This window comes from Pseudomonas petroselini, assembly GCF_045037875.1.
Classification (GTDB): domain Bacteria; phylum Pseudomonadota; class Gammaproteobacteria; order Pseudomonadales; family Pseudomonadaceae; genus Aquipseudomonas; species Aquipseudomonas petroselini.
Window position 1 is genome coordinate 214,030 of record NZ_CP173614.1, and the last position, 11,256, is coordinate 225,285.

Genomic DNA, 11,256 nt, shown 5'->3' on the forward strand with positions numbered 1-11,256 from the left:
GCTTCGAAAGCCTTGGGTGGTGCTTTATCGGTGGCGGCGTTCCTCCTCTTGCAGCAGGGCCTGCAAGGTGTCCAGGCGTGCGCCTTCGCAGGCGATCACCGTGCCCTGTTCAAACACCCGGCGTGACAGGCCGGTGAGCACCGCGCCCGGAGGCAGTTCGATTTGCAGGCGCACACCGCGCTCATAGGCGCTTTGCACGGTGCCGCGCCAGTCGACGACGCGGCACATGTTGAAGGCCAGGTCATCGCGCAATTGCTCGGGGTGATGGATCGGCCGCGCGCGGGTGCTGCTCAGGTAGGTGATGCGCGGCGCCTTGAGCGGCACGAAGGCGCGCGCCAGGGCCTGGGCAGGCGCTTCCAGCAACGCGCAATGGGACGGCACGCTGACGGCCAGGCGCTTGGCGATGCCGTTGCCTTTGATGCGGTCGGCGACACGCTGCATGGCCGCGTTGCTGCCGGCGATGACGGTCTGGTTGTCGGCATTGATATTGGCCAGGTACACCGGGGTTTCAGCACTGTGTATGTCGGCCAGCACGCTTTCGACGGTGGATAACTCAGGGCCAATCAGCGCGGTCATGCCGTAGCCCTGTGGATAAGCGTTCTGCATCAGCTCACCGCGCAGGCTGACGAGTTTGATAGCATCGTTGAAGTCCAAAGCGCCGGCGACCACCGCCGCCGGGTAGGCACCGATGGACAGGCCCGCGACGTAATCCGGGGCGTGTTGCAGCAGGCGGGCGTGGGCCACGCCGACGATCAACAGGCAGAGTTGTACCGCGCGGGTATTCGCCAGAGCCTCAGCCGAATCCAATGCACGAACATCTTCACCCAGCGCATCGCTGGCCTGCTCCAACACCTCGGCCGGCAACGCCTGGAGCATGCCCGGCCGTTGGGCGCCCTGCCCCGGGAACACCAGAAGGCTGCTCATGCCACGGCCTGCCAAGGATCAAGCACCAAGTGCGCACCGCTGGCGGTTTTAAGCAGCACGCGGCGTGAGCCACTCGCCCATTCGCGCAAGGCAACGGCGCCAAATGGAGTCTGCAGTTGCAGGTCCACGGCGCACGCCGCCGTCTCCAGGATCGCCAGCAGGTCGTGTGCATCACCTCGAGCCAAAGGCTCGGGTGTGCGCAGAATTAAATCCAGGTCACTCTGTGCATGCAGCGCTTCGATCCCGCTGGCCAATTCGAAGCCCGCGCTGCCCGTGACGCCCCAGGTCTCCTGCGTCAGCACCCGCCGCAGGGCTGCGAGCGCTCGCAACGCCGGCAAATCCCGTGGCGAGATCACACCGCGCAACGCTTCGGGTATCACGCGCCGCTGCACCGCTGCCATGGGCATCTCGGCGGCGAAACGCTGCTCCCGCAGGCGCCCGCGCACGCCGACCGCCACGTAGCCCGGTGCGGCGATGGCGCGACGCACCACCACCGGGTGTCCGGCGCTGATCGCTTCCACCGCCCAGGCCGGAGCCTCGGCAGGCAGATGCGCCGGGGTCATGCCCCAGAGCAAATCGTGGGCGTTCACCATTGCTCCCGCAGCAACTGGCGTACGTGGCTGGAGGCTGCGCGATGGGTTGCACCGAGGCGCCCGCTCAAGTCGGTGCTGCCGATATCCTTGATTGCATGCACCAGGCAATCGCTGACCCGCGCCACGTCGTCCGCCGTGGGCTGTTCGATCTGGCTGACCGACAAGGTCTCCCAGAGCAAACCGAGGCTGGCATAACTGTCGATGTCATAGGCCATGGGCGGCACGCTGGCGGCCAGGGCTTCCAGTTCTTCAACACTGCGCAACGTCACCCGCGCGGCCGAAGCCTTGCCCATGGCGTGCACCATCACGCCGGGGTCGCGCAAGGCGATCAGGCGGTTGGCCTGGTAGCCGTGGGCGAGGAAGGCGCCGGACATGGCCTTGCCCACCAACAGCGCAATCACCGGGTGCCCGGCGAGTCGAGCGCGGGCGTAACTGTCGGCGGCGGCGGCCAGGGCCTGGTGGATGCCGAGGGCTTCTTCGCGCCGGCCATAGGCTTGGCTGGGCACGTCGACGATGGCGATGATCGGGCGTTTGTCGCCTCGGGCGATGGCTTCATCCACCGCGTTGGCCAAGCCCCAGCCTTCGAGCAAGCCGACTTCGCCATTACGCGCACGCGGGAAGCGGTTTTGCGCGTCAGTGACCACGGCAATAAAGCGCACGGCGTGCTCGCCCAACAGGCCGTCGGCCACTTTCAGGGAGTTCGGCAACCCCTCGACAGACGTCGCACCCGCGCTCAGCGCGTCGAACCACTGCAAACCTCTCATGAGCGTTCTCCTTGATACAGCTCGCGCACCGTCGCCGGGTCGATCTGCGCCGTGGCATCCAGTTCGGCCAGGCGCGCCAGGTAGTACGCGGGCTGGCGGCTGCGTTGTTGGGTGGGCAGGCCTTGTTGCAGCAATGCGCTGACGGTCTGTTGAATCTCGGCCACATCGTCCGCCACATAACGGTCGGCCAGGCCACTGTTGAACCGTTGCTCACCGCCCGTGAGGCTCCAGATGAAAGGCCGGTCGCGGGAGTCGTACTCCTCCAGGCCGGCCTCCTGTTCGATGACTTGCGGGCCATTCAGGCCCAGGCGGGCTTCGCGCGTGACCACCAGGTAACTGCACAACCCGGCGGCGATGGACATGCCGCCAAAACAACCGACGCTGCCGGCCACCACGCCGATCACCGGCTGGTACTGGCGCAGGTCGACAATCGCCGCGTGGATATCCGCGATGGCGGCCAGGCCGAGGTTGGCTTCCTGCAGGCGCACGCCACCGGTTTCCAGCAGCAACACCGCGCGAGTCGGGATGCCTTTGCGGTTATCTTCGGCTGCCAGCTCCAAGGCGCCGGCGATTTTCGCGCCGCCCACTTCGCCAAGGCTGCCGCCCTGAAAGTTACCTTCGATGGCGGCAATGACCACAGGTTTTCCGTCGATACTGCCCTTGGCAATCACCACGCCGTCATCGGCCTGCGGCACCACGCCTTGGCGGCTGAGCCACGGTGACATGACGCGCTGGAACGGGTCGATCAATTCGCGGTAAGAGCCCGCGTCCAGCAAGGCCTTGGCGCGCTGCCGAGCGCCCAGTTCAACGAAGCTGTGTTTGGCGAGTAAGTCAGTCATGGCCGATCTCCTCGAAACCCTGCTCCAGGCGCAAGCGCACCACGCCGGGGGTGGCGCCGAAGTCGTGGATATCAATGTTCAAGGCCGGTGGGGTTTGCTCTTGGAAGATGCGTTCGAACAGATGCTGCCAGCGCTGTTCGGCGCCATTCACCGAAGTCTGTACCTGAATGGTCAGGGTGCCAGGCGTGCCCGGTTCCAGCAGCACTTCCAGGTCGCCCGAGCCGACGCAACCCACCAACGCACGGCCTTTTGGCGGCTGCCCGGCGGGGAATTCAAAGGATAAGGTTTCCATCACAACGCTCCGTCGAGGCGGTCGATAAACAGGCAGGCGGCCAACAGGTCGGCGGCGCCACCCGGGGAGGCATTCAGGGCCAGCAGTTGGAGGTCCAGCGCGTGCAACTGGCGGCGACCGGCCAGGGTTGCGCTGCCGCCGGCATCCAGCACGGCCTGGGCGCCGTGTTGCATGGCTTGAAGGCCTTCGGTGCCGGCGCGGTAGAGCACGCAGGTGTCGGCCAGGTCCGTCATGATCGCGAGCAAGGCGTCCAGGCGGGCGTTCTGTTCGCCGGCGTTTTGCTGGCGGCTTCTGTGCAGTTGCGGCAAGCCGCGTTGCACCACGGACGGGAAGCCCAGTTGCGCTTCTTCACGGGCGCCGCGTGCGCCATAACGTTGGGCGACCTGGGCACCGTGGCTCATGGGCTGCGGGGCGTAGCGGTCGTTGAGCAAGGCCAGTTTGGCTGCCGTCAGCGTGACGGCGCGTGGTTCCAACGCGGCAGCCGCCGTCAACAAGCCAAGGGCCCAGATCGCACCGCGATGGGTGTTCACGCCGTGGGTGGTGATGAGCATCGCTTGCTCACCTTCACGACCAATACGCCCGAGCGCTTCACGCAGGGGCAAGCCGACTTCACCGTGTTCAATCGCGGCCTCGGCCATTTCCTTGAACATCGGCCACAGCGACAACGCCGAGGCGTGCATCAGGCCCAGGTGCAAATCGCTGTGGGCGCCGTTGCCACGCCGGTCCACCAAGGCGGGTTTGGGCGACAGGTCCGCTTCATCGATCAGCGCATCGACGGCCCTATCCGCCAGGCGATCCGCGAGGCTGAGTTCATGCAGTTTGAGGGCGCGCATTTACCAGCTCCTGAATTTGGCGGGCGGGTTGTACAGGCCACCGGACCACTCCACCAAGTCGGCCACGCTTTTGGCGGCCAACAGCTCGCGGGTGGCGTCGGTGCGGCGGATGCCCAAGTCTTCGGGCAAAGCGATCAGGCCTTCGCGGCGCATGCGCGCGGTGTCTTTAGGGTTGTGGCGCATGCCGATGGCCGTGACGCCTGCGACAGCGGCGATCATCGCCTGGCGCTCTTCGAGGGAGCGCGCCTTGTACAGGTAGGCGATGCCCTCTTCGGTGAGCAAGTGGGTGACGTCATCGCCGTAGATCATGATCGGTGCCAGCGGCATGCCGCTTTTGCGCGCGACTTCGACGGCGTCGAGGGTGTCGACAAAGGTGGGTTTGCCGCCTTCCTGAAAGGTCTCGACCATTTGCACCACGAGTTTTTTACCGCGTTCCAACAAGGCTTCGGGCGCATCGTCGTGGCGCATATCCAGCCAGGCCGGCGTGCCGTGACGGCGACCGCGTGGGTCATGCCCCATGTTCGGTGCGCCGCCAAAACCGGCGAGTCGGCCACGGGTCACGGTGGAGGAATGGCCGTCGCCGTCGACCTGCAGGGTGGCACCGATAAACAGGTCCACCGCGTATTGGCCGGCGAGCTGGCAGAACATCCGGTTGGAGCGCATCGAGCCGTCGCGACCGGTGAAGAACACATCCGGCCTCGCGGCGATGTAGTTCTCCATGCCCAGTTCGGTGCCGAAGCAGTGCACGCTTTGCACCCAGCCGCTTTCAATCGCGGGGATCAACGTGGGGTGCGGGTTGAGGGTCCAGTTGCGGCAAATTTTGCCCTTGAGACCGAGGGATTCGCCGTAGGTGGGCAGGATCAGCTCGATGGCGGCGGTGTTGAAGCCGATGCCATGGTTGAGCGACTGCACATTGTGTTTTTCGTAGATGCCACGGATCGCCATCATCGCCATCAGCACATGCACCGGCTTGATGTGACGTGGGTCGCGGGTGAACAACGGCTCGATGTAGAACGGCTTGTCGGCCACCACCACGAAATCCACCCAACTGGCGGGGATGTCGACACGGGGCAAATCGGTGACGTCGTCCACCAACTGGTTGACCTGCACGATCACGATGCCATCGCTGAAAGCGGCAGGCTCGATCAGCGCCGGCGTGTCTTCGGTGCTGGCGCCGGTGTAGATATTGCCGGCGCGGTCGGCCATGAAGCCGGCCGAGAGCACCACGTTGGGAATCAGGTCCACCACCAGCCGCGCGTAGAGCTCGATGTAGGTGTGGATCGCGCCGATTTCCAGCAGGCCGTCTTCGAGCAACTGGCTGATGCGCAGGGATTGGGTGCCGGCGAAGGAGAAGTCCAGCTTGCGCGCGATGCCTTTTTCAAACAGGTCCAGGTGCTCGGAACGGCCAACACTGGGCATGATCATGTGCAAATCGTGGAGCTTGGCCGGGTCGGCTTTGGCAAGGGAACGCGAGAGAAAATCTGCCTGTTTCTGGTTATTGCCCTCCAGCACCACACGGTCGCCGGGCAGGATCAGCGCCTCAAGCGCCTCGACGATCCTGTCACTGGGCAACACCACCCCGTCTGCGTATTTCTTGACCAGCCCGAGCCGCCGCTGCTTCTCGTCGCGCCGCCGCGTCCAGCGCGAGTCGGGGGTAATTGTTGTTGTCATGGTCGCTCCACGAGGTTTGCTGTCGTGGGACTACCTTAGGGATGACCAACCGGGCGATCAATCACGCTGGTTGAGCAACAGTTACGGTGAGAGTAACGATGCTTACTTTCTTAAACTTCAACGGGAACCCGACAGCCTCAAATATTCACCCATCTAACGGCATGCGAAGAAAGTAGTTATTACTGCACAATCACCTTGCGAGATGTCTTTATGACCCAAACTGCTCGATTGATGGAAACCCGCCCCCCCGAATCGCCTCCGCCCCCCTCACAGCCCGTTACCCCGTCTGCGGCACAGACTATTACCCAACAGCAGCCTGCCCTCGCTTCACCCACGTCAACCTATTTACCCAACGGCTATCACTTGCCCACATCACCGGGCATACCGCCGGTCACGGTGGATCGTCCCAATCTAGCAATACGCCACAATATCAGCGACGAGGAACTTCTCATCCGTCAACATGAAAGTCTGAGTGCCCAGATTCAACGCCTACACAGCCAGCAACCCAGCCTCAAAGCTTTTGTGCAGACGCAACGTGAGCAAGCCTTTCCAGACGTCAGGCCGCTCAATGCCGAAACGACGCAGCACGCCATCACCAAGAACATCGCCACCCAATACCCCAAGAGCCTGCAGGCGTTCTGGACCACGCCCCGTCCGAAGGAGAGAGAACCGCGCACGCTGGAGGCGCCGCAAAACCAGCTACTGACCCTGCACAAGCAACAACTGTCGGTCCTGGCGGCGCTGCGCGTGAGCGACGGCACATTGACCCCGGCCAGCAAACAGCTGATTGATGCCGCGCTGCAACACCCCACGCTGGCCGAACGCGAGCATGCCTTCGCCAACGGTGCCCGACCTGGGGTTTACCCGATCACCGTCGATGACGGCACCGAACGCGGTGCGCTGCTGGCCGGCGCTTTTCTCATCACCAAGACCGATAATTCCTGGGCCACAGAACCCACATGGCCGAACGGCCGCGCGCTCCCGCTCAACGATGCCAATGGCCCCGTGGTGTTGTATACACCCGGTGAAGGTTTCGAGGAGTTCACCACTCCCGCCCAGGCACGCCAGGCATTGGCCGATCGCCTTGAACAAGGGGGTGCCACTGCCGACCTGCTGTTGCAACAGATGCCACTGGCCATGCAAAACCGTGACGATCCCCCCACCGGGGATGACCTGATGCTCAGCGCTGAACCGCTGACCGGGGATGTGCTGGCCGAAGGGATACCCTGGATGCTCAAGCGTCAGCAAGAGGAAATCCAGGCAAAAGCTGCCCAGGCATTCACGCAATCCGGTGGCAACCTGCTGACAGAGCAGACTGCGTTGGAGGCTCTCGAGGAATCCGCCGACTGGTCGTACTTGCTCGACGGTAGCAATGCGCTGTCAGCACGCGACGCCAAGCTGGCCGATAAGCTGCAACCCCAGTGGCTGAAAAACCTGAGCCCGAAACAAATAGCACTGTTCGACCACCTGGAGCATGCCGAAAAACAAAGCACGCGCACGCTGGCGTCCCTGCTGGAAAAGATCCCTGACCTGGCATCCTTCGCCCGGGACAGGATCACGGCGGCCATCCAAAGGCTATCTCCGCCTGGGCGGTTGGATGCAGACCAGTTAAAGGTAACGGTTACAACGAAGACCCGGATTCATCTCAGTCGACCCAGCAGCAATGAAACGCCGTTTATCAAAACCCACAACGTGTCGCTGACAGATCTGGCGCTGAAAAACCCCACCGAGTTCCCAACCGCTGAAAGCAGTCACTTCACCGAAACTACCTTTACGTTGCCGCTCACCGATTCCCAAGGCAAACCTATCCTGGACGTTAGCGGCAAGCAGGTCATCTGGACCACCGAGCAGCTTAAGACGCTGGTCAATACCGCAGATGTCGGTGGCGAATACACCAAGCTGCTCAAGGAAACGCTGGCCACGGATACCGAGTCAGGGCCCGCGAGCGAGATTCGCAAAGCATGGAAAGCCAACCTGAGCGATAGCCTGGAAAAGGATGCGCTTCTGGCAGAACTCAACCCGGATGTTTACAAGGCAAAAGCAACGCTCGACACCACCACCCAGCGAGGCGCGCAATGGGTTGCCGCCGTGCTGGGCAATCCCGACCCGGCCGACCGGCCTCAGGTCGATGGAAAAACCATCACCGCCAATGCCCTTATCCAGCGAGGGATACCGGTACAGGGGGTGATGGTGATTGGCAATCAGACGGATGACTCGCTGGTCCTGTACACACCGGGTGCGCCCGACGGCATGTCGTTTCGTGAAGTAGCAGACCAGAATGCGCTGAATACCTTGCTGGAGAAAAACGAATGGCGGGTCTACACCGCAAGCAGGAAATCACCCGTCAATAAAGATGACGTGGCCAAAGCCTATGATGCGCTCAAGGAGCAAGCAACCGGCCAGCTGACGAACCCTTTCAAGGCCATTGATTTGCTCGTCAAGGTGCTCAAGCTGACGGGCGCCGGCACGACACTCCAGCCCATAGAAGGTAACGTTCAGGATGAGCTGTACAAACAGCACGTGCAGTTGCTCATCGACAAAGCGGACCACCAATCTGTGAGCAGCGCGGAAGTCGCGGCTCAATCGAGAATCAACAAAGTCCTGTTCGGAGTTGAAGTGGGCTTTGCACTGCTTGATCTGTTGCCAGTGGTTGGCAAAGGCCTTTCGGCGGGAGCCCGATTGGCAAAGACTGGCCTGAGGGCCCTGCGTGCCAACGGGAAAACGCTGCCGCGGCTGGTCAAGGGGCCCGGCCTGGGGCCTGCGGTGTATGCCGATGGTACCGGGGCACCGACACGTCTCTCGAGTGTTCGCACAGCGCCTTTACGCCCAGCATCCAGCCACACGCCGCCACCCACACCGCTACGCCCTTCCGTGGTTGACACGCCAGCCCCAAAGCGGGACCTGAGCGCTTTCAGCGTTCCGGACGACGTCATCAAAGGCGTCCCGATGAAGGCGAATGGCACCTATCAGGTTGGCGAAAATTGCTACGTGCGTTATACCGACGCGACTGAGGTCAGCAAGGTGTACCTGATCGATTCAAGCTTTCATGCACGGTCCGGAAGGGTTTCCATCCTGGACCCCAATGAGCCTGCGACGAGATCAACGTTCTTTCGACGAAGGGAGAACCTGGTGCGTGCCACCAACGGTGAATGGCGAGCGAGCAGATTGCCAGCAGGCACCCCAATAAAACGCCCGCTGGAGCCCGCTGTTTCGACTTCAGGACATACGCCAAACGGTCAACCACTCACTAAACGCCCCCGAGTGCCAGAGGCCTTCCCCGGTGAAAAAGCGCAGCTGGAACCGCCTGTCAAAGGCAAAACCGTTTTCTACAAATATGTAGCGAAAGATCGCCATGCCAAGTTCAACGCCGACCGCGCTTTCAGCCCTTCAGATACCAATTTGAAGGGTGACCCCCTTCCCCGAGGAAAAGGCCGGCACTACTTTACGGACCTGGCGCCAGACGATATGCCCAGCAAGCAGCTGTCCGAGACCATCTTCGGGCGGCGTAAATTCGGCAATTGGCAGGATAAAATGACGTATCACTACGAAGTGAATACATCGGGACTGAACCTCATCCAAAGCCCTGACAACCCTCATATCTTTTACCTGGAAACACCGTTTTCCATTCCAACGACCTATCGAAGCGGACCGAACGCTGATTTGACCCAGCGCATTATTTCGCATGGGAGAACACCTTTGACAACCTGACCCCGCCTTGCAGGCAGACGCATGGCGGCGGCCAATGAGTCCCAGAGAGGGAACGATAGGTTAATGCCAGTCAGTTAAGACGTAGAAAGGGTAAAAAATAACCTGTGGCGAGGGAGCTTGCTCCCGCTGGGCCGCGAAGCGACCCCAGCTCTTTGTTTCAAAAGACTGGGACTGCTGCGCAGTCCAACGGGAGCAAGCTCCCTCGCCACAGGTAAAGTGTTTGCCCTTAACTGACTGGCATTAATCGATAGGTCCCTTTTTTGGGAACGATAAAGTTTTATGCCGCCATGGACGGGGAAATTTGTTCCAGTGCTTGATCCACCAACAGTTGCCCCAACGCTGCCATTTGCTGAATCCCAAGCATGATGGCGCGCTGGGTAGTGTCCAGGTCGAAGGCTAGATTGCAGGTGAGTGCGTTGAGGGAGGACAGGGTTTCGCTGGCGTTGACCAGCAAGGTTTCGGTGTCTTGGTGAGGGTTTACGGTGAAGAGGGGCGGATTGGGGGTAGGTTTGATCATGATTTACAGCTCCGATATGGGATGGAGACTGCCATCTGCCGCTTGCACGCGAACTAAGGTGGCAGCTGTGCGCAGGTGTGCAAGACCGGGCATATCGGACCCCGGCAGACCCCGAGGGATCTCCCACGCACAGCCGCCATAACAAATACAGCAGGCATAAAAACGCCCGTTGAATGGCTATGGGCGCCGGTGCGCCGACATGTAACCGGACTTGCACGTCCGTGTCACCGTTTTTTGCGATGACGGGACGAAGGCTAGGCGCGCTGGCTGCACGCGACAAGTTCATGCACGGCCCAAAATCTTGCAGGAAAAATCCGAAGGCCAGTCCATCACAACCCCATCACCACCTTGATCGGGCCAAGACCTTCGAGGGCATAGCTGTTGTACTCATACACTCGCCCCTGAATATCCAATAGAAGCACGCCCTCATGCTCACTCACTTGAACATTAGGTTCCTTGGTTTTCAGAAAAGGATGCGCCGACACCAATGTGGTGAGTATTTCCCGATCGTTACTCAAGTTCCTATGCACGTAGTAGCGGTATGAAAAGCCCACCGTCGCACCGCCTTGGCCATCCCGCGCGCCGTAGATCGAGGAGCCGTTGCCCAAGGAATGCTTCAACACCACTTCGTCCAAATCCGGTGTTCCGGGCGATATTAACCAACTGCCTGCGATATAAATCAGGCAGCCCACCAGCAGGCAGTTACGCAGGATCGGTATGAGGCCTTCAGTAGCCTTGTGAAATCGCATACTCGATACCTCTCCTTATCCAATATTGATCTCGCGGGTCATCACCAAAAGGGTCACCTCCCCACCATGAGCCAAAGTCCGGCAGAGTGGTTTTGGCGATGGTTTGAGCAACTCCTGCAGCCCGCAGTAACACATGATCGGGAATGCCTAACACCGGGAGGCATTAACGGCACAGCCATTTGCGTGTCCTTACTGGCATAGGGAAGCGCCGAACCTAGCATCCCACTCAGGCCAGAAAACCGGCCCAATCCAGTTAAAGAAATTACTTACACAAATAACATTCAGTTCCGACATTTTTGGACGGCTAGGGTCGCGACGGCCGGTCAAACACAGAGGATCAAATGTAAGACAGGGCTTGCCCCCGAT

At 61.2% G+C, this 11,256-nt stretch carries 11 protein-coding genes; 1 reads left to right on the plus strand and 10 read right to left on the minus strand.

The annotated features are described in order from the left end of the window. Positions 1 to 24: 24 nt before the first annotated feature. Genes mdcH through mdcA form a run of 7 tightly spaced genes read right to left on the minus strand, consistent with a single transcriptional unit; the run spans position 25 to position 5,916 of the window. Positions 25 to 924 carry a malonate decarboxylase subunit epsilon gene (gene mdcH, locus ACI512_RS01070; protein WP_064054310.1) on the minus strand — a complete coding sequence of 300 codons (900 nt, stop codon included), beginning with the start codon at positions 922 to 924 and terminating at the stop codon, positions 25 to 27. After that, positions 921 to 1,517: a malonate decarboxylase holo-ACP synthase gene (locus tag ACI512_RS01075; protein WP_043206034.1), complete on the minus strand. Its 597-nt coding sequence runs from the start codon at positions 1,515 to 1,517 to the stop codon at positions 921 to 923. Before ACI512_RS01075 ends, mdcH begins: the two co-directional genes overlap by 4 nt. Then, positions 1,511 to 2,281: a biotin-independent malonate decarboxylase subunit gamma gene (gene mdcE / locus ACI512_RS01080; RefSeq protein WP_231809851.1), complete on the minus strand. Its 771-nt coding sequence runs from the start codon at positions 2,279 to 2,281 to the stop codon at positions 1,511 to 1,513. Before mdcE ends, ACI512_RS01075 begins: the two co-directional genes overlap by 7 nt. Continuing rightward, positions 2,278 to 3,120, minus strand: a complete 843-nt coding sequence (locus ACI512_RS01085) for a biotin-independent malonate decarboxylase subunit beta (protein WP_046034952.1) — start codon at positions 3,118 to 3,120, stop codon at positions 2,278 to 2,280. The genes mdcE and ACI512_RS01085 overlap by 4 nt, the downstream gene beginning before the upstream one ends. After that, on the minus strand, positions 3,113 to 3,412 hold the full coding sequence (locus tag ACI512_RS01090; protein WP_015886328.1) for a malonate decarboxylase subunit delta: 300 nt from the start codon (positions 3,410 to 3,412) through the stop codon (positions 3,113 to 3,115). The genes ACI512_RS01085 and ACI512_RS01090 overlap by 8 nt, the downstream gene beginning before the upstream one ends. Then, positions 3,412 to 4,245: a triphosphoribosyl-dephospho-CoA synthase gene (locus tag ACI512_RS01095; RefSeq protein WP_015886329.1), complete on the minus strand. Its 834-nt coding sequence runs from the start codon at positions 4,243 to 4,245 to the stop codon at positions 3,412 to 3,414. Before ACI512_RS01095 ends, ACI512_RS01090 begins: the two co-directional genes overlap by 1 nt. Further along, positions 4,246 to 5,916, minus strand: a complete 1,671-nt coding sequence (gene mdcA, locus ACI512_RS01100) for a malonate decarboxylase subunit alpha (RefSeq protein WP_064054313.1) — start codon at positions 5,914 to 5,916, stop codon at positions 4,246 to 4,248. Between the two features lie 363 nt (positions 5,917 to 6,279). Here mdcA and ACI512_RS01105 point away from each other — a divergent pair, with 363 nt between their 5' ends. Next, positions 6,280 to 9,624 carry a dermonecrotic toxin domain-containing protein gene (locus ACI512_RS01105; protein ID WP_405121582.1) on the plus strand — a complete coding sequence of 1,115 codons (3,345 nt, stop codon included), beginning with the start codon at positions 6,280 to 6,282 and terminating at the stop codon, positions 9,622 to 9,624. Between the two features lie 277 nt (positions 9,625 to 9,901). Here the strand turns inward: ACI512_RS01105 and ACI512_RS01110 are convergent, their stop codons facing one another. The 3 genes from ACI512_RS01110 to ACI512_RS01120 all read right to left on the minus strand — a co-directional run bounded on the left by ACI512_RS01110 (position 9,902) and on the right by ACI512_RS01120 (position 11,044). Beyond that, positions 9,902 to 10,141, minus strand: a complete 240-nt coding sequence (locus ACI512_RS01110; protein ID WP_043206036.1) for a DUF6124 family protein — start codon at positions 10,139 to 10,141, stop codon at positions 9,902 to 9,904. Positions 10,142 to 10,470: 329 nt separating this feature from the next. Next, the gene (locus ACI512_RS01115) at positions 10,471 to 10,890 is read right to left on the minus strand and encodes a hypothetical protein (protein ID WP_064054315.1); all 420 of its coding nucleotides are present in this window, start codon (positions 10,888 to 10,890) and stop codon (positions 10,471 to 10,473) included. Continuing rightward, the gene (locus ACI512_RS01120) at positions 10,868 to 11,044 is read right to left on the minus strand and encodes a polymorphic toxin type 44 domain-containing protein (protein ID WP_405121583.1); all 177 of its coding nucleotides are present in this window, start codon (positions 11,042 to 11,044) and stop codon (positions 10,868 to 10,870) included. Before ACI512_RS01120 ends, ACI512_RS01115 begins: the two co-directional genes overlap by 23 nt. Positions 11,045 to 11,256: the final 212 nt, after the last annotated feature.